Genomic DNA, 25643 nt, shown 5'->3' on the forward strand with positions numbered 1-25643 from the left:
AACAGCCATTTTCAGAGAAGACAAACCTTTATCTTTCATTTTATCAAATTGAATATGAAATCAGCTAGTAAAGCAGCTCCAACTATTGCTATTATTTTCGGAGGAACGGGAGACTTAGCAAAAAGAAAACTTGTACCCGCATTCTACAACCTTTTCCTTGATGGTTGGTTACCTGAACCTTTTGCATTCATAGGTTTAGGACGATCAGATACAGATGATGTTAAATACCGAAAACATTTACGAGACGGAGTGGAAGAATTTTCTCGAAGCGGTAAACCTACGGATGAATCTTGGGGAAATTTTGAACAGTCTATTTCTTACCTCCGCTCTAATATAAACGACCCTGCTTCCTACCAGGAATTAGCAGAAAAAATTCATGCCCTGGAAGAAGCTTGGGGAACAAGGGCCAATCGATTGTTCTACCTATCCATAGCTCCCAATTTTATAGAACCTGTAACCATACATTTAAATAATGTAGGTATAGCCAGTGATGTAGAACGTGATAGAATTGTGGTAGAGAAACCATTTGGACATGACCTAGAGACGGCGAGAGAACTAAACCAACTTTTAACCCGTACTTTTCAGGAGTCTCAAATTTATCGCATCGACCACTACCTTGGCAAAGAGACCGTACAAAACATTCTGGCCTTTCGTTTTGCAAATGCCCTTTTCGAGCCGCTCTGGAACAGAAATTATATTGAATATGTGCAGATAACAGTGGCTGAAGAAGTAGGTGTAGAAGATCGTGGAGGCTACTACGAAGGTTCTGGTGCCTTACGCGACATGATTCAAAACCACCTCCTGCAGTTGCTGTGCATGGTTGCTATGGAACCTCCTGTAACTTTTGAGGCCGAAGAAATCAGGAACAGAAAGGTAGATGTGCTGCAAGCCATTAAACGCTTCACGCGCGAAGAAGTAACCAAGAATGCTGTGCGTGGGCAATATGGGTCAGGTTGGCTTAAAGGGCAACAGGTGCCAGGCTACCGCGAAGAACAAGGTGTAGATCCTAAATCAGGAACAGAAACATACGCCGCCATTAAATTCTCATTAGATAATTGGCGTTGGAAGGGTGTTCCGTTTTACCTCCGCACTGGAAAGCGTATGCAGGAGAAAAGTTCTTCCATCACAGTTCAGTTCCGCCCTGTGCCGCACTTAACGTTCCCTACTTCCATGTCAGAAAGCATTCTGCCAAACCGTCTTATCATCAACATTCAGCCGCAGATGGACATCCGTTTGCGCTTTATGGCGAAGAAGACAGGCTTAGACATGGCCCTGACTCCAGCGGAAATGGTATTTGACTTCAACCGTTGCGCCGAGGGTGCACAGTCGCCAGAAGCTTATGAAACCCTGCTGTTAGATGCCATGCAAGGTGATGCTACTTTGTTTATGCGTTCGGACCAGGTGGAAGTAGCTTGGGAAGTAATTACACCAATTCTGGAAACTTGGGAATCGCGCCCATCGTTGGAGTTTCCTAACTATGCAGCGGGTATGTGGGGACCAGAAAATGCAGAAGCTCTGATTGCCCGAGAAGGCCATACCTGGACAGTTACACGACCTCATTAATTTAAAGATGTTACAGATATTCGAAGATAAAGCGCAAATAAGTAAAGTAGCCGCAGAACTTTTTGTAAAAACTGCTCAAGAAGCAGTGCAGCAGCATGGCCGCTTTACTGTAGCATTAACAGGAGGCTCCTCGCCCGTACAGCTGTACAACTTGCTGGCTGAGTCACCATACAAAGAGCAGGTGCCCTGGCAACAGACGCATATTTTTTGGGGAGACGAGCGCTGGGTACCGCTCACAGATGATAAAAGCAACGCTAAAATGGCCATGGACACTCTTTTGAGTAAAGTCCCTGTGCCAAAAGCACAGATTTACCCCATGTGGGCAGACACAGAACCAGAAGCATTTGCCCAGCAATATGAAGGAACACTGCAGCAACATTTTGGTCAGCAGGCCCCTCAATTCGATCTAATACTTTTAGGCATGGGTGATGACGGCCATACAGCGTCCTTGTTCCCTGGCACAGAAGTACTGCAGGAAAAAGATAGTTGGGTAAAGGCTTATTATCTCGAGCCGCAGTCTATGTATCGGATTACGCTTACTGCGCCGTTGATCAACAGAGCCAAAACAATTTGTTTTCTCACATTCGGGAGCAACAAGGCTCCTGCCTTATTTGAGGTGCTGGAAGGTGAACGAAATCCTGAAAAATTTCCTTCACAGCTAATTCAGCCACAGAACGGGGAAGTTATTTGGTTTGTTGATGAGGCTGCTGCTTCTAAGTTGAGCAGAAGTAAATAAGGTAAAGATTCATTAACTTCTGCCTAGCCGACAAAATTAATAGTAAACGAAAAGGCGACTATACATAGGTATAGTCGCCTTTTCGTTTACTATTGTGTCTTATACTAAGCTCTTATCAATCCATTACTTTTCACAATCCACTTATAGCTGGTAAGTTCCTCAAGAGCCATAGGTCCTCGAGCATGAAGCTTCTGTGTACTGATTCCAATTTCTGCTCCTAACCCAAACTGAGCACCATCAGTGAAGGCGGTAGAAGTGTTGGCATACACGGCTGCGGCATCCACGGCACGCATAAACTGTTCTATATGCTCCTCATTTTCTGAAACAATAGCTTCGCTATGCTGAGACGTGTATTTGTTTATATGATCAATCGCCTCCTCAAAACTATCTACTGTCTTAACAGCCATTTTAAGAGACAAAAACTCTGTGCCAAAATGTTCTACTGTTGCCTCATGAAGTCTTTCACTTGGATAGTTCTTCTGTAGGGCCGCAAAGGACGGAGCATCTGCAAATATCTCTACCTCTTTTTCCGCAAGCCCTTCGGCAATCTTTGGAAGGTCTGAAAGTCTATCTTTATGTATAACCAAACAATCAAGTGCATTACAAACACTTACACGACGAGTTTTAGCATTCACCACAATGCCTCTTCCCTTTTCCAGGTCAGCATATTCATCAAAATAAGTATGTACAATACCAGCTCCTGTTTCAATTACAGGCACTTTAGAATTCTCACGCACGTAGTTGATCAGGCCTTGGCTACCGCGTGGTATAATAATATCGACATACTCTACCGCTTGCAGTAACTGGTGCGTTGCCTCCCGATCTGGCGGCAGCAACTGCACAATATTTTTATCGACGCTGTTTTGCTCCAGCACCTCATGTATTAAACTAACAATGGCAGCGTTTGAATCTTTTGCATCACTGCCTCCTTTTAGCAGCAAGGCATTGCCAGAGCGCAAGCACAGGCTAAACACATCAAACGTTACGTTTGGGCGGGCCTCATAAATAATACCAATCACACCAAGAGGAACAGAGATTTTCTTCATTTCAAGCCCATTCTCTAGTGTCCGCTCCGTCAGCACCCGTCCTAGTGGAGAAGGTAAATTTGCAACGTTTAGCAAATCGCTGGCTATGGCAGCTATGCGCTCACCAGATAATTTTAACCTGTCGTATTTTGGATCAGTGACGTCCATACGATCTAGGTCTTTTTGGTTTGCAGCCAGTATAGTGTCAGTAGCTTGTTCGGCACTTGCAGCCAAATCTGTAAGTACTTTTACTACTTTTTCCTCTGGCAGCAAACTCAGTTTTCTGCTTGCCTGTTTTACATTACTAAAAACCTGTTTCAGACTCATATTTCTAGACGCTATGATATTCAAATAAATATAAATAATTGTAATGGACAATTGGTTTTTTGTTGTTCATGCCAACGTATTCGTTAGCCTTTTTAGAACCATATTCCGCTTTTCCAATTCCAATCTTCTCACCGTTCTCATCCTTTATCCGAATGATATCTCCTTTCGAGAAATCTCCAGATACAGCTACGAGGCCAACGGGCAACAAACTGTTTGCTTCAGAAGACAAAAGTGCTTCTTTAGCTCCTTCATTCACAATAACTTCTCCCTTGGTATAGTTATCGCTATAAGCAACCCATTTTTTTAGACCTGGTTTAGACGACTCTGGTTCGAAATAAGTTGCTTTAAGATTCTTATTGTAAAAGTCGTTTAGCACATTGTCACGGTTACCGTTCGCAATGTAAACATGGATACCTAGATAAGCCGCTTTTTTGGCCATTTTCATTTTGCTTTCCATTCCTCCCCTACCAAAAGCTGATTTAGTTGTAGAGATGTAACGGCCAATACCTTTGCTCTTGCGCCCAACATGCTCGATGAGTTTAGAATCAGGATCACTTGGATGCCCTTTATAAATACCATCTACATTGGTAAGCAAAATCAAGGTGTCGGCATCTATCATAGCTGCAGTCGTGCTGGCCAACTCATCGTTGTCTGTGAACATAAGTTCTGTCACGGCTACCGCATCATTCTCGTTTATGATAGGTATAATGTCGTGGTTGAGCAAACCCGTAAGGCAACCCTTTATGTTAAGAAAGTGTCTGCGAGAAAGAAAGTCCTGCGGCGTAACCACAATCTGTGCCACCCGATGCCCCTCTGCCTGAAAAAGATCTTTGTAGGCATAAATGATATCGATCTGGCCAACAGAAGCAAGAATTTGTTTTCTTACAACAGATTCCGTTTTTTCATCAAAGTTAATGTGGTTCCTGGCAAAGGCTACTGCTCCTGATGATACAAGCACCACCTGCAGGCCTTGCTCTTTCAGGAAAACCAGCTGCTTTACAAGCTTAGCCATTCGCTCTTTGTCTGGTGAGCCGTCGTCTTTGGTTAAAACGTTGGAACCTATTTTTACGACAACACGCTGTGGCTGATAATCCATGTATATTAATTCTGTTTTAACAAAATGAATAGAGGGCAACAAACAGAAGTTTGCTGCCTCTCTATAAAGAATATAATCTCCCTAAGCTGTAGAGGGTAAGATAGTTTGTTGACGCCCTGATACTGTGCTGTAGAAATGAGCACAGTAAAGAACCAGAGCAAAAGAAGGTATGAAGCAGGAGTAAATTGCCTACTTCGGGTAAGGTAAGGCCTTACCCTTGAAAGCTTTATTGCAGAAGCTCCTGCAATGCGCTAAAAGAAATTTTATTCGACTCTTTTTCGCGCTGCTCTTTTAGGTCGATTATTCTTTGGTGAGAACCTACAAGCCCCTTGATTACAGCTGAACTTAACCCTTGGTGCTCCATTTCATTTAAGCCGGTAATGGTACATCCTTCTGGCGTAGTTACTTTATCAATTTCCTGCTCAGGGTGAGACTTGTTGATGGCGAGTAAAGTAGAGGCTCCTTTGCTTATTTGTACTGCAATTTTTTGAGCATCTTCGGCATCCAAACCTAATTGAATACCGCCTTGAGTAACGGCTCTGATAAAACGCATGCAGAAGGCTATACCACTAGAACAAAGTACAGTCGCGGCTGCCATGTGCTCCTCCTCTATTACAAGTGTATCGCCAAGGCAGTTAAAAATGTCCTGCACCTTGTCCTCAACACTTTCCGCTTTCTTGTTAAAGGCAAGGCTAGTCATGGATGCTTGCACGGCAATAGCTGTATTCGGCATGCACCTTACAATTGGAAAGTCGCCTACTATTTTAAATATATGATCGATGGTAACGCCTGCAATAACGCTTAACAACACATGCTGCTCTGGATTTAGAATAGGTTTGATTTCATTTAGAACATGTTCCAGGTGAGCAGGCTGCACACAAAGTATGACATAGAGGCTATTTTTTACGGCAAAGCTATTGTCGCTCGTTACATGCAGTCCTTTGTCTTTTAAATGTTGTAAAGATTTCGTGTTTCTCCTGGTTACATATATGTTTTCTGGATTATACTTCCCATTGCTTAGTAGTCCTTCTGCAATGGCATTTCCAAGATTACCTGTTCCCAGGATAGCTACGTTATCGATGTGCATTCTAATGTCTTTTAAATTAATGATAGGTATAAATTAAGTATGTTTTCGGATACTCAGGACTGCAAAAGTACAAAAAATACCCTTGCCATAAAAATCCATCGGAACATCAACCTTTCAGACACACCTCCAACTCGCCTAAAATCCTTAGTAAAATACACCTTTAGATTTGTTCTATTCCAGCGCTAACTTTATAAGCATAAATTTAAAAAACAATGGCTGCCTTGCAAGAAACGATGTAAATTCAAATAACTATTAATCAGCTGATTGCAAACTTAAAATTGCTAGTTATGCTACTTCTTTTGTAACTAGTATAAGATAAATATATGTTTCCATTTAGCTGTACCACTACAAATTTCAAGGTGGCATTAGATGTAGTTAAACTAAAATTTTTATTTTTTTATATTTTTTTAATTAGCACAAGCAGAAGATGAGTCCTAACACTAATAATGGGCATAGAATCCTGATAACGGTAATTTGCAATTTCATAGGATTCTATACATTAACTTTATGTTATGATTTTACCAGAAGAAAATTAGAGGATTAAGATGGTCTATAAAGCAAAAGGCCAACCGTTCAGTAACGGTTGGCCTTTTGCTTTATAAGTGATGGAACAGACAAAACTATTACACTCCCCCTTTCTACATATAGAAACGACTTTAGCTTATAGTTTGCTTTTACCTGTCATATATTAGAAAGCCTTTCAGATCTAACTGAAAGGCCTTGTTACTGCATTTGAAGGCTCAATCAAGCTAATAGCAAACAAATCAACTATGTTATGTATGCTTTAAGTCTACAAGCCTTGCCCTACAACAATTCTCCTCAACCCGAGATGGCAGAAGATTTATCTTTATTTTCTATCTTCTACAATTATCCATTTAGTAGGTAGAATTTAGTGGCTTTAAAGCTTACTCTGCAAGCTTTACATTAACAGCATTGAGACCTTTGAGGCCTTTCTCAACCTCGAAAGTAACTTTATCATTCTCTTTCACTGCACCATCAATGCTATTTTGATGGACGAAAATGCTTTCCTGCGAAACGTGGTCTTTGATAAAGCCATACCCCTTACTAGTATTGAAGTGGGTAATAGTTCCCTTTCTGATAAGATCAGCAGGATCTATATCTTCTTGCTTCGGAATACTAATCTGTATGTCCTCTTGCTTCACAGCCTTTTTACGCTTCGGATCTGGAGGAGTAGTGGTAATGTTTCCATCATCATCTATATAAGCCATCATCTCGTCAATGCCTTTCCCTTTGTTTGAGTTGGCTTTACGATCTTCCTTCTTCTGCTCCTTATCTTCTTTTTTCTTTCTTCTTTTCTTTTCTTTTTCTTTTTTACTGAAAGTTTCCTGTGATCTACCCATATTGTGTATTTGATTTCTAAAAATTTAAACTTGAATTCTTATCAACGAAGTTTTTTGCACCCTTGTTAATACCTAAACAGGAAATTAGTCCCGTTACGTATCCACTTCTCAAAGAAGGTGTTATCATTGAACTCTCCAGACACTAATTCTTCGTCGTTTGAGTTTTTGTTCGTGCGAGAATTCATAAACTGCTGCAAAGAGTCTTGATTAGTTGGAGACCATTCCCTACCCTTTTGCAATGCTACACATAAGTACTCACGGGTTGTTATATCAACTATATATTTTCTGTTCATATTAAATATTAGGGAGCAACTTTTTTTAACCTGCTCAGGCTTTTTATTAAAGACAGCTAATTTTCTTTCCTGTGATAAATAAAAAAGCCTTACGGGGGTAAGGCTTTTTTATCAATGACTTATATGTTAAAACTAAGCACGCTTAACGTTAACCGCGTTTAGTCCTTTTCTTCCTTCTTGTAGGTCAAAAGTAACTTCGTCATTTTCTCTGATTTCATTTACCAAGCCAGATACGTGTACGAAATACTCCTGATCTGAATTTGTTTCTTTGATGAACCCGAACCCTTTCAGGTCATTAAAGAATTTTACTGTTCCTTTATTCATGTTGTTTTGTTTATTATACACCTACTACATTATCTGAGGCATATACGTTCATTATTTGTTACAATGTACAATAAAAAATTTACAATACCATAAATTCGGATATAATAGACAGATTATCTTCTATAAGCATAATTATATACTCGAATTATGCTTATAGAAGATAGCTTCTGAAACTATTTCTTAGGAAGTAATCTTCTAACTGTTTTGCACCAAAAGCATTTGTAATAGGGTGCCGAGCACAAAATTTTCAAAGCAAAAAGTACTATAATAGCGATCAAATTTTCTTCTTATTCAAGTTTATCACACCTTTTTTCGCAGAAATACTGTATATATAAAAGCTATTGCTTACAAATGTTTTCATTTTGAGTGTTAGTCCATTTTCAATCGTGAACTGGCATGGTTATGGCAATACTCACTATTAAAACAGCGTTAAATTTTAGTTACCTTTACAAACAAAACTCCTTTACAGCACTAAGTGTAGGAGTATTATTTCCCTTTCTGATTCGTCTTTCTGCAGTATACAAGGCTCTGAATAACCAAATCAAGAAGTACATCACAATCAATTTCCCCACAGTTTGCAATCCTTCATGTCACAAAAATTAAAATTCATAAACACAGACCAATCAGTATTCTTCGCCACAACCCGAAAAAGAGTAGACACTTATTTTAAAGAACAAGGAATTTCAAAAAACGCTAACAGCTTAATGTGGACCAAAACCGTCTTCTACCTCATTAGCTTTTTTTCGCTTTACCTACTAATATTGTCAGGATGGTTTAGTGGCTGGGCAATGCTTGGTATGACTGCCGTACTAGGGGCATTTGCAGCCTTTATTGGATTTAATATTTGCCATGACGCTATTCATGGGTCATTTTCGAAGAACAGCAAAGTCAACAAAGGCCTTAGCTATCTATTTTATTTAATCGGTGCCAATCCTTACTTATGGAATATTTCGCACAATATTGTGCATCATACTTTTACGAATATACCTGGTCATGACGAGGACATAGAAGTAGCTCCAGGATTAATAAGGTTAGATGAAAATGAAAAGGTGAACGGCATACAACGTTTCCAGCACTTATATGCTTTTGGGTTATACGGGTTAGCCTCGTTATCTTGGGTACTACGTAAAGACTATGTTAAGTTCTTCCAAAAACAAATTGGAGACCATAATCTTAAGCACCCTAAATCAGAGTATTTCAATCTGTTCTTTTACAAAGTTTTGCATTACTTTATTTTTATCGGAGTACCTATTTTGGCTTTGGATATAACGTGGTGGCAGGCAGTAGTCGGGTTCTTTGTGCTTCACATGGCCGAAGGCATTGTAATGGGTTTGGTTTTTCAGTTAGCGCACGTTGTAGAGGGCACAGATTTCCCAATTCCAAATGAACAAGGCAATGTGGAGGAGGCATGGGCAAATCACCAAATGCGAACAACGGCCAATTTTGCGCCAAAAAGTGCAGTTGCCAGTTTTCTTCTAGGTGGTCTAAACAGGCAGATTGAGCATCACCTTTTCCCAAAGGTATGCCACATACACTATCCTGAAATTTCGAAAATAGTGAAACAAACTGCCAAAGAGTTTAACCTGCCCTACATGGAAAGTGAAAGTTTCTGGTCGGCCATAGTTTCTCATTACCGTGTACTCAGAAAGCTAGGTAAAGAAGCCTATGAGACGCAGCGCAGGACCAGTGTTTTAGTCAGCAGATAAACAGGACTTAATTTTATTGTTCAAGCTGCATAGATAAGCTCGACATAAATATTTGTTAACAGTACCAACAATAAAGCGGCTGCCTTAGTTAAGGCAGCCGCTTTATTGTTTGAGAACATTTAGCTTTACAGAGATCATGTTTTTCAATAGGTGTAGCATTAGTTGAAGGAAGCTCCCCCCTCTTGTAGGCTTTATTATAAACTAAACATATTAGCAAATGCTAAAAAACTGTACCTTTACACTATGGAAATCTTAATCGGAATAGCTGCTTTTTTAGGAGGATTAGTGTTGGCCTTTCTGGCACAGAGGGGAAAGCAAAGCGCTTTACAACAGAACCTGAACCAGGCACAAGTAACGCAGGGGGTGTTAGAAGGACAGGTGAAGTTGAAAACAACTGAAACCGATCAACTGAAGGCGCAATTACGCGAGGCCCAAACGGAGACGCTCGAGTTAACGAATGCGCTTACAAAAGTAGAGACAGACTATGACCACCTGAGGCAACGCATGCAAGAGCAGGCAAAGGAACTGGAGCAACTAAGAGAGAAATTCTTGCAGCAGTTCCAGAGCATTTCGAACCAGGTGCTCATGACAAACGCGGAGCACTTCAACAAGGCTTCTTCTGAGAATTTGGAGCGTATTCTATCTCCTCTAAAAGAACGTATCAAAGAGTTTGAAACAAAGGTCGACCAGACTTATGAGAAGTCGCTGAAGGAAAGTATTTCTCTTAAAGAGCAGATTACGCAGCTAGCCTCGCTAAATCAGCAGATGAGCCAGGATGCACTCAACCTTACTAAAGCTTTGAAGGGAGAAAGTAAAACACAGGGAAACTGGGGAGAATACCTGCTAGAAAGCCTCCTAGAGAAATCGGGTTTGCGCAAAGGCGTACATTATGAGCGTGAGGAAGTGCGACAAAACGATGAAAGCAAGGTATACCGTCCCGACGTTATCATTCGCCTGCCCGATAACAAGCATCTCATCATTGACTCTAAGCTTTCGTTGGTGGCTTACGAAGCCTATTGCAGTTGCGAAGATGACAATCAGCTGGAAGTATACTTACGCAGCCACATCAACTCCATCCGCACCCACTTCACCGACCTTGGTCGTAAAAACTACCATCGCCTGACTGGAATCAATTCCCCAGATTTTGTGATGATGTATATACCTATAGAGCCTGCTTTTAACCTGGCACTGCAGCACGACCATGATATTTTTACAGATGCTTTTGATAAAAATATTGTGCTAGTTACCACCTCTACCCTATTGGCAACGCTTCGCACAGTGGCAGGTGTTTGGCGCCAGGAAGACCAGAAGCGCAACGTAATCCGAATAGCTGAAGAAAGTGGCAAACTTTACGACAAATTTGTGGGCTTTGTAGATGACCTAAAAACAATTGGCAAACACTTAGAAAACAGCCAAAGCTCCTACAATGCAGCAATGAACAAGCTTACGGAGGGAAAAGGAAACCTGGTTCGCCGCGTAGAGATTCTGAAAGAGCTTGGCGCTAAGACAAGCAAGACAATTGATGACAACCTACTGCAGGAGGCACAGGTAAAAGAGGAGCATAAGGAAGAGTTTTAACAGAAGAGTGGCTGTTAGTACATTATGATCTGAAATTGTCAGTCGCACGGATCTAGAATTGTTGAAGATATGATAGCTTAGTCTCCGCTGATCGCGCGCATTTTGTAGATTAATGCAACACCAAGCGATGATCAAAAAAGGAATATGAGATCTATAATAGAGGGGTACTGAGGTTTTGTACGGACAACTATAGTCTTAGACATAACATTTGCGCCTCCTACTAAAGAACATTATCTTAGTAGGTCGAAATATATCTAACCGCATGAAAAAACTAATCTATACAGGCTTAACAGCAGCCATACTCCTTTCGTCCTGTTCTAGCCAGAAAACAGAAACAGCAGGTACTGAAGCAACAGTAGAAATGACTTCTGTGCAGCAAGAAGCACAAGCTTTCTTAGATGAATACTCAAACAAATATCAGCAGCTGTACACAGCTTCAGCTGAGGCCGAATGGGCATCTAATACAAAAATTGTAGAGGGCGATACCACCAATGCAGCTGCAACTCGCAGGGCTAACGAAGCTTTTGCCGCCTTTACTGGTAGCGTTGAAAATATTGAAAATGCCAAGGCGATGCTGGAGAAAAAAGACCAGCTGACGCCCCTACAGGTAAAGCAGTTTGAAGCCATTCTTTACGCTGGTGCCAACAATCCTCAGGTTATTCCTGATGTAGTAAAAGCGAGAATAAAAGCAGAAACGGAACAAACAGAAAAGCTTTACGGCTTTAACTATAAAGTCTTTCAACAGGAAGTTGCGACAAACGACATCGACAACATCTTGAAAAATGAGAAAGACCTGAAGAAGCGCCTGGAAGCTTGGAGAGCCAGCAAAGAAGTGAGTAAAAACCTTCGCGAGGGTATTCTGAACTTACGCGACCTCCGCAACCAAACAGTACAAAGCCTCGGATACGACGATTACTTCTCTTATCAGGCTTCCGATTACGGCATGACCCGTGAGGAAATGATGGCACTGATGGAGAAATTGAATGAGGAACTTCGTCCGCTGTACCGAGAACTACACACATATGCCCGCTACGAACTGGCCAAAACTTATGGCGTACAGGTACCCGATTACTTGCCTGCCCACTGGCTACCGAACCGTTGGGGCCAGGATTGGAGTGCGATGGTAAATGTAGAAGGTATAGACTTAGATGCTGCATTAAAACCTAAAGGCGAAGAATGGCTGGTAAAACAAGCCGAACAATTTTATGTAAGCCTCGGATTTCAGGAGTTGCCACAGTCGTTTTACGAAAAATCGAGCTTATACCCTTTGCCAGCCAATGCCAACTATAAAAAGAACAACCACGCCTCTGCCTGGCACATGGATCTAGATAAAGACGTGCGCAGCCTGATGAGTGTGGAGCCAAACGCCGAGTGGTATGAAATAACGCACCACGAATTGGGCCACATTTATTACTACATGACCTATACAAACCCTGACGTACCTGTGCTGCTGCGTGGTGGTGCGAACAGAGCTTACCACGAAGCAATGGGTAGCTTGATGGGCTTGGCGGCTATGCAGAAACCATTTTTGGCTGAACTAAATCTGATCGACAAAAACACACAGACAGATGAGGTGCAGACACTACTGAAGGAAGCGCTAAGCTATGTGACTTTTATACCTTTTGCAGCAGGTGTGATGAGCGAGTGGGAACATGATTTCTATGCTCAGAACTTATCTGCCAACCAGCTGAACAAGCGCTGGTGGGAGCTAGCCAAAAAGTACCAGGGAATGGTGCCACCAACGGAGCGTGGGGAGGAATACACAGATGCGACTACCAAAACGCACATTAATGACGATGCTGCTCAATATTACGACTACGCGCTGTCTTATGTCATATTATTCCAGCTACACGACCACATCGCTAAAAACATCTTAAAGCAGGACCCGCACGCCACCAATTATTACGGTAGCAAAGAGGTAGGAAACTTCCTACGCGATATCATGTACCCAGGTGCTTCCGCAGATTGGCGCCAGATGCTGAAAGACAAAACGGGTGAAGAGTTAAGTGCCCGTGCCATGGTAGCCTACTTCCAACCGCTGATGGAGTACTTGAAAGAGCAAAACAAAGGCAGAAAGTATACACTTTAAGTAATTATAAATGTTCAGCAAGTACAGAAAGCCGCAGCGGGTAACCGTTGCGGCTTTTTAGTTTTGATTTCTGGAGAAAGTATTTACGCTACGTTTTGCAGCAGGAAGAATGAGAATGTAACAAAGGACTCTAGCCACACATAGCTAACATTGCCTTAAACATATAAATGCTTATATTTCTATTTCAAACTAACCTATAACTAATCTAGCAGCACCTTATGTCATGAAGAAAACCACACTAATCAACCTCTTACTCCTCCTCTTTCCCCTCACTACTATTCTGGCCCAGAAGCTACCAAGCATCTCTTCTAAAACTGAAAACATGAAGCGCTACGGCGGCTATTTTCCTTTTTACTATGATGAGGCTTCTGGCAAAATATGGCTGGAGGTAGACAAACTGAACCAGGAGTTCCTGTATGTAAACTCATTGCCAGCAGGCCTTGGCTCTAACGATATCGGCCTGGACCGCGGGAAATTAGGCGGTGAGCGTGTCGTGTATTTTGAAAAGATCGGGCCAAAAGTAATGTTGGTACAGCCGAACCTCTCCTACCGCGCCATTACCGATAACCCGAATGAAAAAAGAGCTGTTGAAGAGTCTTTTGCGAAGTCTATTATCTGGGGCTTTAAAGCAGAAGCTGAAGAAGGTGGTCGCGTACTTGTAGATGCCTCTGAATTTTTGTTAAGAGATGCCCATGATGTGGTGGGTAGCATTCGTAGAGCACGCCAGGGCAGCTACCGTCTTGATAACAGCCGTTCGGCAGTATACTTGCCACGCACTAAAAACTTCCCTAAAAACACAGAGTTTGAAAGCACCCTTACCTTTACTGGCGGCGACGATGCAGGCCGTTATGTAAGACAAGTAGCACCAGATGCAGGAGCCCTGACTTTACGCCAGCACCACTCTTTCATCGAGCTGCCCGATAACAACTACAAACCACGAGAGGCCGATCCACGGGCTGGCTTCTTCGGTATCTCCTACTATGATTATGCTACCCCAGTTGACGAAAATATTGAGAAACGTTACATAGCCCGCCACCGCATACAGAAGAAAAACCCAGGTGCAAAAGTTTCTGAGGCCGTAAAGCCTATCGTGTACTATGTAGATAACGGTGCTCCCGAACCTATTCGTTCTGCTTTGCTTGACGGCGCGCGTTGGTGGAACCAGGCTTTTGAAGCTGCTGGCTATAAAGATGCTTTTCGTGTAGAAGTGTTGCCCGACACCGCCGACCCTATGGATGTGCGCTACAACATTATTCAGTGGGTACACCGCAGCACGCGTGGCTGGTCATACGGTGCTTCCGTTACCGACCCTCGTACAGGAGAAATCATCAAAGGACACGTCTCGTTGGGATCTTTGCGTGTGCGCCAGGACTACCTGATTGCTGAAGGCTTGCTTGCACCTTACGAAGAGGGTAAACCTGCAAATAAAACCATGATGGACATGGCGCTGGCGCGGATCAGACAACTGTCGGCACACGAACTGGGGCATACTTTAGGCATCATGCATAACTATGCCGCTAACAACAATGCCTCTGTAATGGACTATCCACACCCACAAGTTAAGTTAGATAGAGCTGGCAAGATAGACTTGAGCAAAGCCTATGACAGCGGCATTGGAGAATGGGACAAAGTAGCTGTAACTTATGGCTACCAGGATTTCCCGCAGGGAACTAACGAGAAAAGAGCCCTAGAAGACATATTAGCCAACGGCAGAAGCCGCAACCTGCTTTTTATCTCCGACCAAGATGCCCGTGCACCAGGTGGCGCACATCCTGTTGCCCACCTTTGGGACAATGGAACAAACGCTTCTGACGAGTTGCTACGTGTACTAAAAGTACGCAAAGAAGCCCTGAAGAATTTTTCTGAAAACAATATAAAACCAGGAGCTGCTATGAGCACGTTGGAAGATGTGTTAGTGCCGATCTACAACTTTCATCGTTACCAGGCAGAGGCAGCTGCTAAGCTGGTGGGTGGAGTTAACTATACTTATGCTCTTCGGGGAGACGGCCAAACCGTAACGGAAGTGCTGGATAAGCGGGAACAGCAAAAAGCACTGGATGCTTTGTTGCAAACACTTTCACCAGAAACACTTACTCTGCCTGAAAACATCATCAAGTTGATTCCACCGCGAGCACCAAACGTGCGCAGTAGCGAGCTTTTTGCTAAACGCACTGGCCTTACCTTCGACCCACTAGCAGCTGCCGAGGCATCAGCAGATTTTACACTTTCCTTCTTGCTACATCCACAGCGCGCAACCCGTTTAGTTGAGCTTGGAGCACGCAGTAACAGCCTTAGCTTGGAAGATGTAACGCGCCAGCTAATAGATAAAACCTGGGAAAGCCGCCGTGCAAAAGGCTTGGAAGCTCAGGTACAGTTGCAAACAGAACAGGTGGTACTAACACACCTATTGGCCCTTGCGCAAAATGAGAGCGCTTCTTACCAAGCCCGTGCTATTTCCAAAGCCGCCATAGCAGACATAAAAGAGTTTGCCACTAGCCAAGCCAAACGCACCCGAGACAATGCCTACCGCGCGCATCTCCGTTTTGCGTTGGAAAGAATAGAAAATCCTGAAGAATACAAACCTACCCGAGCACTAGATCTACCTCCTGGTTCTCCAATTGGTAGCGGGAGTGTTTTAGGCTGTGATTGATGATTAAGTCAAACCACTAAAAAATTTCTGTTCAGCTTAGCCCCTGCCAAACAAGATTTGGCAGGGGCTATTCTTGTTTAGAGAACTGAGTGCATATACTCCCATTCTGCAATAAAAAGCACTACCATAAGACTTTGTTTCACCTAAGAGGAGAAGCTTCCCTCCTTCGACAAGGTGGATTCGTAAGCTGTGGCTACACTGCTCATGAGAAGAATAAAGAAAGTCATCTAATGTTAGAGCCTAGCTTCTTTATTACACATAAAAAATTATAAACATCATTTTTCTAACTGACGGAGCGCATATTTTTCTGAAGCGTTGGCTTGTACTTTTATACTGTAGTTCAGAGGTGAATAAGCCTGCTAAACTACTATGTTTCACTTACATAAATTTAGCAGCCATGAAAACCATTTTAGTACCCGTTGACTACTCCGAGAATTCTAAAAATGCTTTACATTACGCGCTCGAAATAGCTAAAATAGCTGGCGCGGATGTCAAACTTTTTCATGCCTTCTTCCCGATCATGTCGCCCCCAGCGGCATATGAGGTAATGAATGTAATACAGGCTCTTGAAGAAGGAAGACAAAAAGAACTGGAACTCTTTGCCGATGAAGCCATAAAAGCCTTTGCTGTTAAGGCTGATATAGGTGATGTAAAAATAACCTGCGTTGCCAAAATGGGAGGCATTTATGAACTGATCTTACAGGCGATAGAGAAGTATAAAGCTGACCTTGTAGTGATGGGAATGCAGGAAGGTGAAGCCGTGAGCCAGGCATTATTCGGTAGTACCACCATCTCTGTTATGCAGGAAAGCCAGGTTCCAATCTTAGCTGTTCCGAAAGGTGTACCATTCAGAAGTTTCAGTTCAGCGGTTTTTGCTGCAGACTTGCAAAATTACCAGATAATGCGGATCTGCACATGCTACGAGATTTCTTAAAGATTTTCAAGGCAAAACTACAAGTGCTGCATCTGTACCGAACTGCAGAACAGTTTGATGCACATAACTCCTTAGAAGTTTTCTACAGAAACTTCCAAGACATAGATTACGACTTTTCTTTTGACTTGCGCAAAGATGTGGCCGCGGGTATCCAAGACTTTGTGCAGGAACAACAGGCAGACCTGCTGGTAATGATCCCGCAAAAACATAACTTCTTTGCAAGGCTGCTCGATTTAAGTATTACAGCTAAGATAACAACGCACCCGTTGGTGCCACTGCTAGCTTTGCCGTCTACTATTTTACATCAAAAAGAAAGAGCTAAAAAAGAAGCTGCTGTGGCAGATTAAGACTGAAAATTTTTCAGTTACGCTTCTCATAATAAGTTTAAAAACTGTCAAAATTTCTTTCTAACCAGAATGGCAAGAGGCTTGCTGATAGATTATTAGATGATTTAAGTTAATGTAAAAACTGAACAACATTTAATGTTTAACTTAAAGAACGAAGGGAGGGTACAACAATGGGTACATTAATGAAAAATGACCGAAGCTTGTTTCCAAGCATTCCTTCATTCTTTGACGATAGCATGTTAAGGGACTGGTTTAGTTGGCCTCTTACAAATAACACACAACAAAGTTCAGTTCCTGCTGTGAATGTGAAAGAAACAAGTGATGCTTTTGAATTGGAAGTTGCCGCTCCAGGCATGAGCAAAGAGGATTTTAAGGTAGAGCTGGACAACAACATGCTTGTGATCTCCGCCGAAAAAGAGAATAAGCATAAAGAGCAGGATAGCCATGGTAACTATACCCGCCAAGAGTTCAGCTACCAATCTTTCACACGTTCATTTGCCTTGCCTGAGAGATTAGTTCAGGGCGAGCAGATTTCTGCCAAGTATCACGATGGCATACTTCATATTACTGTTCCTAAAACAGAGGAGGCCAAAGTGAAGCCAGCAAAACAAATTGAAATATCATAATTTAAAAGGCGGTGCTCTCACCGCCTTTTTTATTTATGCCTAGCATTTAAGATGCTTTTGCACTTATGGTAAACCATTTCACCAATACCCACATATCAGAAAGCTTAACTTTTAAATTAAAGAACACACCTTGTTTCGCATCTATAAAAGAAGTAGGTAAACCAAACCTTTTGCAGTAATTTCGCCCTTTCAAAAACTGGCATTGCAAAAAGCAGTACACTGTAGTACAACTAGCTCAATGCCTAAACAACATGGAACCAAAGAGATTAAATAAATTTATAAGTGATGCAGGCTTTTGCTCTCGTAGAGAAGCCGATGAGTTGCTTGAGCAAGGTAGGGTAACCGTTAATGGTAAAATTCCACAGCCTGGCACTATGGTAACGGCCAAAGATAAAGTGCGCATCGACGACGAACTGCTAAACACAAGGGACGAAGCGCCAGTATTTTTGGTGATGAATAAAGCTGCTGGTATTGCCACAACATCCGACACATCTGCCCGAAACAATATTATCTCCGCACTTAATCACCCTGCTTCTTTAAAACCAATCGGTTTAATGGATAGAGATGCTGAAGGATTAATTTTCCTGAGCAACGACAGTGAACTAGTAAACCGCATGACGAAGGGAGACTATAAGTACGAAAAAGAATATGTGGTAACTGTTGATAAAATCATCACGCCTGACTTTCTGAAAAAGATAGGAGACACTGGTACAGCAGAACTTGGAGAAGAGAAAAAGTTAAACCAAGTTTCGAAGTTAACCCCTACCCGCTTTCGAATTGTGCTGGAGCCAGGGACTAACCACCACGTTAAGAGGCTAGTAGAGGCGTTAGGCTATAAACTTGTGAAGTTAAAGCGTACTCGTGTACATAATATTTCGCTTGGCAAGCTTGCTATTAACCATTGGCGTACGCTTACAGAACCAGAAGTAGCTGATTTGAGAAAGGTGTTATCTTCTAAAGTGGCTTCACGTGCACCAGCTTACGGCACTACCTCTGGCAAACCTTCTTTCTCTGGCAGAAGCAATACCTCAAGACCAACAAGGGGAGCAGCCGCAAAGCCAGGGCAATCTTCGAGTGCAACAACTGGCAAGAGAACCTCTTCTAGAAGTGGCGACCCAACAAACAAAGGGAATCGGGGAGCAACTAAAGGTCCTGCACGTGGGGCATCTGGTAGAAGCGGTACACCAAGAAAGACGCGCTAAGTTTTATATTCAGATAAGCAAAAAGGGTAGCTGCAATATGATTATGCAGCTACCCTTTTTGTTTAGAGACACCTTCAGCTTATAAAAAGCTATGCAAGTGCATCAACGTTTACTATGTCTGGCTATTTCTGCAAGCTATACGCCACTGTAAGCGCTAAAGCCTCCATCCACAATTACTGTCTCGCCATTCATAAAGGCAGAAGCATCGCTCAGCAGATAAACCAAAGTTCCTGTCAATTCCTCTGGATCGCCTAAGCGCTGGTAGGGCGTATTCGTGATGAACCGTTGTGCTCTATCAGTGGGGCTACCATCGGGGTTGAGAAGCAGCGTACGATTCTGCTCAGTCAGAAACACACCTGGTGCCAGCGCATTTACTCTTATTTTGCCTCCGTAGCGCAAACCTAGCTCAACCGCCATCCATTTCGTATATCCTTCTATCGCAGTTTTAGCCACTGTGTAGCCCAAAACTCTGGTCAGAGGCCTTTGAGCGCTAATGGAAGAAATATTGATAATGACACCTTTACCTCTCTCCGCCATTTCTCTGCCAAATACCTTAGTAGGTATAATTGTACCAAACAAGTTGAGATCAACTGCTTTGCGAGTGTCCTCTATGTTTAAGTCAAAAATATCCTGGTCAGGTTGAATGGTAGCACCAGGCAGGTTACCGCCAGCGGCGTTCACTATTCCGTCAATGCTACCCCAGGCACGTAACACTTGTTCTTTGGCAGCCTCCATTTCAGCCTCGTTCAACACGTCTGCCAAAACAGCAATGGCCTCCCCTCCTGCTGCTTCTATAGCGGCCACACGTTCTTCGGCACGTTCTTTATTTCTGCCCAACACAGCTACTTTAGCGCCAGCTTTTGCAACAGCCAAAGACCATGCAGCACCCAGAACACCAGTAGCGCCTGTTATTACTATTACTTTTTCCTTCAAAGAGAACTTTTCTAATCCTTCCATTAGCTATATTTAGGTGATAGAAAATATTGATGTATGCGTTTTAAAATAGACAGTATGAATCACCTCAGCTTATAAGCCGAGGCAATAAAAATGAATCATCCTTCCCAAACACCCATTTTACCTAATTGGTAGTCTCTAAAGGCTTCCCTTATTTCCTCTTCAGTGTTCATTACAAAAGGACCATGGGAAATAACAGGTTCGTTGTAAGGCAGAGCGTGTCCAAAAAGAATGACGGCATCTTCTATAGCTTCTACTTTTATTTCATCGCCTTCATTTCCGAACTCCACCAGGTGCAGTTTCTCAACATTTTCTCCGTTTACTTTGACTCTTCCGCGAACCACATAAAAGAAGATGTTACGTTCTGCAGCAACAGTAGCGGTAAAAGCACCTCCAGCCTTAAGCTCTATACTTGTCATGTGTATGTCGCTAAGGGATTGGATCGGCCCCTGCTGATCTTTCCAACTTCCTGAAATCAGGTTCACTGTTACCTTGCCTTCATCTTCTGATATAACAGGAATTTGTTCTTTCTGCAAACCAATGTAGCTGGGCTTCACCATTTTGTGCTTCGCTGGCAGGTTAAACCAGAGCTGCAGCACCTCTAAAGGTCCTCCCTCTTTTTTAAATTTGCCAGATGACACCTCCGCATGAATAAGGCCACTGCCAGCTGTCATCCACTGTATACCACCTGCCTCTATCACACTCTGACCTCCACCAGTATCCTGATGCATGATATCACCCTCCAGAATAAAAGTTAGTGTTTCGAAGCCGCGGTGCGGGTGCGGGCCAAATGGAAGCCCTCGGTTATTCGCTTTGTATGTTTGAGGCCCGTGATGATTCAGGAATAGAAAAGGATCTATATATTCTACTTCGTGTGTTGGCATAGCCCTATAGGTAACCAAATCATCCATAGGTGCATACGCGGCTTTATGTATTTTTTTGATGTTTCTCACAGCAGAAAGATTTATAGGTTGTAAACTCTAAATAATGTATATACATTAATATTAGCAAACGCTATCAAAACTGATTGGTTACAAGAGGTAAAATCTCTCCAGGAACAGCAACTTTCTAAGCTTTGAACTTAGCAACAGCACTAGAAATATTGTTTTAATAAAAAAGCCATTCTTACCAGAAGCATCTGATAAGAATGGCTTTGAATACAAAAACTGAATGTGGGAGGATCTACTAAAAAAGATCAGATGATAAGTATCTGTCGCCACGGTCGCATATAATACATACGACAACACCCTCATCTAAAGATTCTATCAATTTAGTGGCGGCAAAAACGGCTCCCCCGCTGCTCATGCCAGCAAACACACCCTCTTCACGCGCTAACCTGCGAGTCATGGCAGTAGCTTCGGCTTGCGATACATCAATAACAGTATCTACCCGCTCCCGCTCAAAAATCTTTGGAAGGTACTCTTGTGGCCAACGTCTGATTCCAGGAATTTGAGAACCTTCTACAGGCTGAGTGCCAACAATCTGGACATTATCATTTTGCTCTTTCAGGTAACGAGACACTCCCATAATAGTACCCGTAGTGCCCATTGATGAGACAAAATGCGTAACAGTTCCCTGCGTATCCTTCCAGATTTCTGGACCCGTAGAAGCATAATGAGCCATGTAGTTATCAGGGTTGGCGAACTGATTCAGCACCAGGTATCCACCTTTTCCAACCTGCTCCTGTACATAGTCTATAGCCGCTTCCATGGAGCCTTCGGCTGGCGTAAGAATAACCTTTGCGCCATAAGCCTCCATTGTTTTAACTCGTTCTTGAGTAGCATTGGCTGGCATCACAAGTTCAATCTCGAACCCGAACAAACGAGCAATCATAGCCAGAGCTATACCTGTATTCCCGCTAGTTGCCTCTATAAGTTTCATACCTAGTTTAAGCTCTCCACGGTCCAGAGCTCCTTTAATCATCCCATAGGCAGCACGGTCTTTCACACTCCCACCTGGGTTATTACCTTCCAGTTTCGCCAGCAGTTTTACGCCAGGTTTAGTATTTATATTGCTTAACTCCACAAGCGGAGTATTACCAATAAATTCAAGTAAGGATGCCATATCAGAATAAATGTATCTATACTGGTTTATCGTACAAAGGTAAGGCTTATTTCCAACTACTCTGAATGGCTCTTAAAATTAGTACACCCCCTTTCCCTATAGTTACACTAAAGATTTTTTTTTACAGAAAGGAAGCGCAGCAAGAAAACCTTGCGAAACAAATACCCCACCTGCCAATATGAGCCAGGTGGGGTATCAGAAAAATTATCTAAACTTATTGCTTTAGCAGCTTAAGCAGTTCTTCGGCTACTCCTTCCGATGAAGCTGGGTTTTGGCCCGTAATCAGCAAACCGTCCCGTACAACGTGCGGCTGCCAGTCTTCTACTTTCGAGTAATTTCCTCCAAGCTCCTGCAACTTATCTTCTACCAGAAAAGGCACAATCTCTGTTAAGTTTACAGCCTCTTCCTCTGAGTTGGTAAAGCCAGTAACATTTTTACCTTTAACCAATGGCTCTCCGTCTAGACCTTTTACTTTAGCAAAAACTGCTGGGGCATGGCAAACTGCTGCTACGGGTTTTTCCAGCTTTGCAAACTCTTCTATTAGTTTGATAGACCACTCGCTTTCGGTTAAATCCCAGAGTGGCCCATGGCCTCCTGGGTAGAAAACGGCATCATAATCATCAGCTTTTACTTCAGCAAGTTTTACTGTGTTCATCAGTTTGTTTTGCAGCTCCTGATCGCCGTTATAGCGGTCAGTGGCTTCGGTTTGCGCACCAGGTGCTTCACTGCTTGGGTCTACGGGCGGTGCACCTCCTTGCGGAGAAGCTAGCGTAACCTCAACTCCCGCATCTGAGAGTACATAATAAGGTGCTGCGAATTCTTCCACCCAAAACCCAGTCTTCTTTCCTGTGTCACCGAGTTCGGAGTGTGATGTTAAAACGAATAATACTTTCATAGTTTAATTTTTGGTTTTGCAGGCATCTTCAGTTTGATGCCTTTTAAATAAATACTTAGTTAATCCATAAAAAGATATAACATACTCTTGGCAGAAATCGCTTTCAACGTGAAAGAATTTGTTTATTGTGTGAGGCAACTTCACTAGAACTGGAGCCAGTAATAATGCAGGTTTATTTATTTGCAGCAACTCTCCAAATAATATTGCTGGCATCGTCAGAAACAAGCAAAGCTCCATTAGGCAAAACAGCAACACTTACAGGTCGGCCATGCACATCGCTACTACCTGCATTGGCGATAAAACCCGTAAGAAAATCTTCTGGTTTACCTGTTGGGCGGTCGTTCTGAAAAGGCACGAAAAGCACTTTATAGCCAGAGAATTCAGAGCGGTTCCAAGAGCCATGCTGTGCTATAAATGCCCCGTTTTTATACCTTTCTGGAAAAGTGCTTCCATCATAAAAGGCTAAACCCAAAGATGAAGTGTGTGATCTGAGTTGTACATCGGGCACCAAGGTTTTTTGCACCAGATCTGGCCGCCCTCCTTTCAGGCGTGGATCTACATTTTGGCCGAAGTATGCATAGGGCCAGCCATAAAAGCCTCCTGGTTTTACACTTGTTAAGTAATCTGGCACCAGATCATCTCCTAGATTGTCTCTTTCGTTTACTACCGTCCAAAGGGTATTGGTGTTAGGTGCCCAGTCCATGCCTACAGGGTTGCGAAGGCCGCTGGCATAAACGCGTTCACCTGTGCCATCAGGATTAATTTCCAGAATGTTTGCACGGCGCTTCTCCTCATCCATGCCATACTCCCCCACATTGCTGGCAGAACCCACTGATATGTAAATTTTAGATCCGTCGGTATTGGCTATAAGGTTTCTGGTCCAGTGGTGGTTATAGCCGCCTGCTGGTAAGTCCAGAATTTTCTCTCCTTTTCCTGATATGCTGGTTTGGCCTTCTTTGTATGGGTACCGAACCACCCCGTCAGTATTGGCTACATAAAAATAATTGTTCAGCACGAGCATGCCGTAAGGCTGGTTTAGTCTGGTCATAAACACTTTCTTCAGCTCAGGCTTTCCATCGTTGTTCGTGTCTCGTATCAGCGTAATTTGATTGGCACTTTTTTCTTCGTCATCACTTTCGGCCACAAATATGTCGTTGTTAGGAGCTACATAAATTCGTCGCGGGTGTTTCAGGTTATCAGCAAACCTGGTTACGGTAAAGCCAGCAGGTGCTACAGGCGTTTCGCCATCAGCCCATCCGATAATGTTGCTTCGTTTTTCTGCGTCGTGTGTGGTGTCGGGTGGTGGTAAAATCAGGTTCTCATTTACGGCAGTGCTTACCGTATCTACATTTTGTCCGTTCCCGCTGGCACCTTCACTTTCTGCTACTCTCTGAGACTCGCTACAACTGGAAAGAGTAACGGCAAAAAGTATAGCTAACCCAGGTAATGTTTTCATAGTAAATTTCATGCTTTGTTAAGTTGGTTTTAAAACTAAGCAATCTATACGGCAAGAAGAGCCTTAGGTATAGTCACACGCTTAACAATCCTACCAGCTTTGTTTAACCTGTTCTTACCGCTCAATTTATTATCTTTGCTCAAAGATTCCGCAACTGTTGAGACAGCCAATCCGCAAAATAATACATATTGATATGGATGCTTTTTTCTCATCTGTAGAGCAGCGAGATAACCCCGAACTGCGAGGAAAGCCTGTGGCTGTGGGTGGCTCTAAAGCAAGAGGTGTAGTGGCCGCGGCTAGTTACGAAGCGCGTAAGTATGGTGTTCACTCTGCACTAGCATCTAAAATTGCGGCACAGAGATGCCCGCAACTTGTTTTTGTTAAGCCTCGCTTTGAGGTATACAGTGCCGTTTCGAGACAGATACGGGAAATCTTCCATCAGTACACCGACCTGGTGGAGCCCCTTTCTTTAGATGAAGCCTACCTTGATGTGACAGAAAACAAAGTAGGAATGCCATCCGCCAGCATCATTGCCAAAGAGATCAAAGCCCGTATACTGGAGGAAACAAAGCTAACGGCCTCTGCAGGTGTATCCTATAATAAGTTCTTAGCCAAGATAGCCTCAGACATGAACAAGCCTGATGGTTTCACGCTTATAACACCTGATAAAGCCGAAGAACTAGTAGCAGGCTTAGCCATAGAGAAATTTCATGGTATAGGTAAGGTTACGGCTGGCAAAATGCAAAGCATGGGCATTATAACAGGTGCTCACCTTCGGGAGCGTTCGGAAGAAGAATTGGTGCGTAATTTCGGAAAAGTAGGCCGCTATTACTACCATATTGCAAGAGCTCAGGATAGCCGAGAAGTTCAGCCTCATCGCATACGCAAATCGATTGGTTCGGAACGCACTTTTGAGGTAGACCTGACGGAGGAGGAAGACATGCTGGCACAGTTGGATTACTTGGCAAAGGAAGTGGCACAGGACATGGCACGACTGAAAGCTTCTGCCAAAACAATAACCGTAAAAATCAAGTACTTCGACTTTAATCAGAATACGCGCAGTAAAACCTACTTAAGCGAGTTTAGTTCTCCCGAAGCCATTTTTACGATAGCACGAGAATTGCTGCACACACCACAGTTACCTCAATTCCCTGTGCGTCTTTTAGGTATTGCAGCCTCTAACTTAATCTACCAACACGATAAACAGGAAGGTTACCAGCTTACATTTGAGTTTTAGCCCTAATTGAAGCTAAAGGCCTCACCATTTTAGCCCCAGTACATCTTCTACCTTTCGCTAGAAAGGCTTCAATTCCGAAGATCACCAGCCAAT

General features: G+C 42.9%; 22 protein-coding genes. 11 read left to right on the forward strand and 11 right to left on the reverse strand.

From position 1 onward, the window contains the following. The first annotated feature begins 54 nt into the window (after window positions 1–54). Both zwf and pgl read left to right on the forward strand, forming a co-directional pair. A complete protein-coding gene (gene zwf, locus LN893_RS11825; RefSeq protein WP_229970277.1) occupies window positions 55–1563 on the forward strand; it encodes a glucose-6-phosphate dehydrogenase in 1509 nt (502 codons plus the stop codon). A gap of 7 nt (window positions 1564–1570) precedes the next feature. After that, a complete protein-coding gene (gene pgl / locus LN893_RS11830) occupies window positions 1571–2299 on the forward strand; it encodes a 6-phosphogluconolactonase (RefSeq protein ID WP_229970279.1) in 729 nt (242 codons plus the stop codon). A gap of 104 nt (window positions 2300–2403) precedes the next feature. Here the strand turns inward: pgl and LN893_RS11835 are convergent, their stop codons facing one another. The 6 genes from LN893_RS11835 to LN893_RS11860 form a co-directional block, all read right to left on the reverse strand. Next, entirely contained in the window at window positions 2404–3651 is a 1248-nt protein-coding gene (locus tag LN893_RS11835) for a glutamate-5-semialdehyde dehydrogenase (RefSeq protein ID WP_229970281.1), read from the reverse strand. Between the two features lie 4 nt (window positions 3652–3655). Beyond that, window positions 3656–4747: a glutamate 5-kinase gene (proB, locus tag LN893_RS11840; protein ID WP_229970283.1), complete on the reverse strand. Its 1092-nt coding sequence runs from the start codon at window positions 4745–4747 to the stop codon at window positions 3656–3658. A gap of 226 nt (window positions 4748–4973) precedes the next feature. Beyond that, window positions 4974–5834 carry a pyrroline-5-carboxylate reductase gene (gene proC, locus LN893_RS11845; RefSeq protein WP_229970285.1) on the reverse strand — a complete coding sequence of 287 codons (861 nt, stop codon included), beginning with the start codon at window positions 5832–5834 and terminating at the stop codon, window positions 4974–4976. A 905-nt stretch (window positions 5835–6739) separates the two neighbouring features. Continuing rightward, window positions 6740–7195, reverse strand: coding sequence for a cold-shock protein (locus LN893_RS11850; protein WP_229970287.1), 456 nt, complete (start codon window positions 7193–7195; stop codon window positions 6740–6742). Window positions 7196–7260: 65 nt separating this feature from the next. Continuing rightward, a complete protein-coding gene (locus LN893_RS11855; protein WP_229970289.1) occupies window positions 7261–7488 on the reverse strand; it encodes a hypothetical protein in 228 nt (75 codons plus the stop codon). A 132-nt stretch (window positions 7489–7620) separates the two neighbouring features. Next, window positions 7621–7812, reverse strand: coding sequence for a cold-shock protein (locus LN893_RS11860; RefSeq protein ID WP_229970291.1), 192 nt, complete (start codon window positions 7810–7812; stop codon window positions 7621–7623). A gap of 587 nt (window positions 7813–8399) precedes the next feature. Between LN893_RS11860 and LN893_RS11865 the strand changes: the two genes are divergently transcribed. From LN893_RS11865 to LN893_RS11900, 8 genes are all read left to right on the forward strand, one after another. Beyond that, on the forward strand, window positions 8400–9518 hold the full coding sequence (locus LN893_RS11865) for a fatty acid desaturase family protein (protein WP_229970293.1): 1119 nt from the start codon (window positions 8400–8402) through the stop codon (window positions 9516–9518). A 243-nt stretch (window positions 9519–9761) separates the two neighbouring features. Further along, complete coding sequence (locus LN893_RS11870; protein ID WP_229970295.1) at window positions 9762–11096, forward strand: DNA recombination protein RmuC; 1335 nt, start codon at window positions 9762–9764, stop codon at window positions 11094–11096. Window positions 11097–11358: 262 nt separating this feature from the next. After that, the gene (locus tag LN893_RS11875; RefSeq protein ID WP_229970297.1) at window positions 11359–13185 is read left to right on the forward strand and encodes a M2 family metallopeptidase; all 1827 of its coding nucleotides are present in this window, start codon (window positions 11359–11361) and stop codon (window positions 13183–13185) included. A 223-nt stretch (window positions 13186–13408) separates the two neighbouring features. Continuing rightward, complete coding sequence (locus LN893_RS11880; RefSeq protein ID WP_229970299.1) at window positions 13409–15835, forward strand: zinc-dependent metalloprotease; 2427 nt, start codon at window positions 13409–13411, stop codon at window positions 15833–15835. 397 nt (window positions 15836–16232) lie between these two features. After that, window positions 16233–16769: a universal stress protein gene (locus LN893_RS11885; RefSeq protein WP_229970301.1), complete on the forward strand. Its 537-nt coding sequence runs from the start codon at window positions 16233–16235 to the stop codon at window positions 16767–16769. Beyond that, the gene (locus LN893_RS11890; protein WP_229970303.1) at window positions 16751–17116 is read left to right on the forward strand and encodes a universal stress protein; all 366 of its coding nucleotides are present in this window, start codon (window positions 16751–16753) and stop codon (window positions 17114–17116) included. Before LN893_RS11885 ends, LN893_RS11890 begins: the two co-directional genes overlap by 19 nt. A 170-nt stretch (window positions 17117–17286) precedes the next feature. Continuing rightward, on the forward strand, window positions 17287–17742 hold the full coding sequence (locus tag LN893_RS11895; RefSeq protein WP_229970305.1) for an Hsp20/alpha crystallin family protein: 456 nt from the start codon (window positions 17287–17289) through the stop codon (window positions 17740–17742). A 251-nt stretch (window positions 17743–17993) separates the two neighbouring features. Continuing rightward, entirely contained in the window at window positions 17994–18944 is a 951-nt protein-coding gene (locus LN893_RS11900) for a pseudouridine synthase (protein ID WP_229970307.1), read from the forward strand. A gap of 135 nt (window positions 18945–19079) precedes the next feature. Here the strand turns inward: LN893_RS11900 and LN893_RS11905 are convergent, their stop codons facing one another. The 5 genes from LN893_RS11905 to LN893_RS11925 form a co-directional block, all read right to left on the reverse strand. Next, window positions 19080–19901, reverse strand: coding sequence for an SDR family oxidoreductase (locus tag LN893_RS11905; RefSeq protein WP_229970309.1), 822 nt, complete (start codon window positions 19899–19901; stop codon window positions 19080–19082). Window positions 19902–19996: 95 nt separating this feature from the next. After that, window positions 19997–20851: a pirin family protein gene (locus tag LN893_RS11910; protein ID WP_229970311.1), complete on the reverse strand. Its 855-nt coding sequence runs from the start codon at window positions 20849–20851 to the stop codon at window positions 19997–19999. 232 nt (window positions 20852–21083) lie between these two features. Then, window positions 21084–21962 carry a cysteine synthase CysM gene (cysM, locus tag LN893_RS11915; protein ID WP_229970313.1) on the reverse strand — a complete coding sequence of 293 codons (879 nt, stop codon included), beginning with the start codon at window positions 21960–21962 and terminating at the stop codon, window positions 21084–21086. A 214-nt stretch (window positions 21963–22176) separates the two neighbouring features. Further along, window positions 22177–22857 carry a type 1 glutamine amidotransferase domain-containing protein gene (locus LN893_RS11920; protein WP_229970315.1) on the reverse strand — a complete coding sequence of 227 codons (681 nt, stop codon included), beginning with the start codon at window positions 22855–22857 and terminating at the stop codon, window positions 22177–22179. A 172-nt stretch (window positions 22858–23029) separates the two neighbouring features. Further along, window positions 23030–24313, reverse strand: coding sequence for a PQQ-dependent sugar dehydrogenase (locus LN893_RS11925; RefSeq protein WP_229970317.1), 1284 nt, complete (start codon window positions 24311–24313; stop codon window positions 23030–23032). Window positions 24314–24467: 154 nt separating this feature from the next. On the opposite strand from LN893_RS11925, the gene dinB reads away from it, so the two are divergent. Further along, entirely contained in the window at window positions 24468–25550 is a 1083-nt protein-coding gene (gene dinB / locus LN893_RS11930) for a DNA polymerase IV (protein WP_500797094.1), read from the forward strand. The last annotated feature ends 93 nt before the right edge of the window (window positions 25551–25643 follow it).

Origin of the sequence: Pontibacter harenae (assembly GCF_020907245.1) — a bacterium.
GTDB classification, from domain to species: domain Bacteria; phylum Bacteroidota; class Bacteroidia; order Cytophagales; family Hymenobacteraceae; genus Pontibacter; species Pontibacter harenae.

Excerpts from the sequence above, each read along its gene's own strand:
- proC (WP_229970285.1), bottom strand. The coding sequence starts at position 5,834 with ATGCACATCGATAACGTAGCTATCCTGGGAACAGGTAATCTTGGAAAT.
- LN893_RS11900 (WP_229970307.1), top strand. The coding sequence starts at position 17,994 with ATGGAACCAAAGAGATTAAATAAATTTATAAGTGATGCAGGCTTTTGC.
- LN893_RS11925 (WP_229970317.1), bottom strand. The coding sequence starts at position 24,313 with ATGAAAACATTACCTGGGTTAGCTATACTTTTTGCCGTTACTCTTTCC.
- LN893_RS11850 (WP_229970287.1), bottom strand. The coding sequence starts at position 7,195 with ATGGGTAGATCACAGGAAACTTTCAGTAAAAAAGAAAAAGAAAAGAAA.
- LN893_RS11890 (WP_229970303.1), top strand. The coding sequence starts at position 16,751 with ATGCTACGAGATTTCTTAAAGATTTTCAAGGCAAAACTACAAGTGCTG.
- proB (WP_229970283.1), bottom strand. The coding sequence starts at position 4,747 with ATGGATTATCAGCCACAGCGTGTTGTCGTAAAAATAGGTTCCAACGTT.
- LN893_RS11835 (WP_229970281.1), bottom strand. The coding sequence starts at position 3,651 with ATGAGTCTGAAACAGGTTTTTAGTAATGTAAAACAGGCAAGCAGAAAA.
- LN893_RS11920 (WP_229970315.1), bottom strand. The coding sequence starts at position 22,857 with ATGAAAGTATTATTCGTTTTAACATCACACTCCGAACTCGGTGACACA.
- pgl (WP_229970279.1), top strand. The coding sequence starts at position 1,571 with ATGTTACAGATATTCGAAGATAAAGCGCAAATAAGTAAAGTAGCCGCA.
- LN893_RS11855 (WP_229970289.1), bottom strand. The coding sequence starts at position 7,488 with ATGAACAGAAAATATATAGTTGATATAACAACCCGTGAGTACTTATGT.
- LN893_RS11865 (WP_229970293.1), top strand. The coding sequence starts at position 8,400 with ATGTCACAAAAATTAAAATTCATAAACACAGACCAATCAGTATTCTTC.
- LN893_RS11895 (WP_229970305.1), top strand. The coding sequence starts at position 17,287 with ATGGGTACATTAATGAAAAATGACCGAAGCTTGTTTCCAAGCATTCCT.
- LN893_RS11870 (WP_229970295.1), top strand. The coding sequence starts at position 9,762 with ATGGAAATCTTAATCGGAATAGCTGCTTTTTTAGGAGGATTAGTGTTG.
- LN893_RS11905 (WP_229970309.1), bottom strand. The coding sequence starts at position 19,901 with ATGGAAGGATTAGAAAAGTTCTCTTTGAAGGAAAAAGTAATAGTAATA.
- LN893_RS11885 (WP_229970301.1), top strand. The coding sequence starts at position 16,233 with ATGAAAACCATTTTAGTACCCGTTGACTACTCCGAGAATTCTAAAAAT.
- LN893_RS11875 (WP_229970297.1), top strand. The coding sequence starts at position 11,359 with ATGAAAAAACTAATCTATACAGGCTTAACAGCAGCCATACTCCTTTCG.
- LN893_RS11880 (WP_229970299.1), top strand. The coding sequence starts at position 13,409 with ATGAAGAAAACCACACTAATCAACCTCTTACTCCTCCTCTTTCCCCTC.
- LN893_RS11860 (WP_229970291.1), bottom strand. The coding sequence starts at position 7,812 with ATGAATAAAGGAACAGTAAAATTCTTTAATGACCTGAAAGGGTTCGGG.
- zwf (WP_229970277.1), top strand. The coding sequence starts at position 55 with ATGAAATCAGCTAGTAAAGCAGCTCCAACTATTGCTATTATTTTCGGA.
- cysM (WP_229970313.1), bottom strand. The coding sequence starts at position 21,962 with ATGGCATCCTTACTTGAATTTATTGGTAATACTCCGCTTGTGGAGTTA.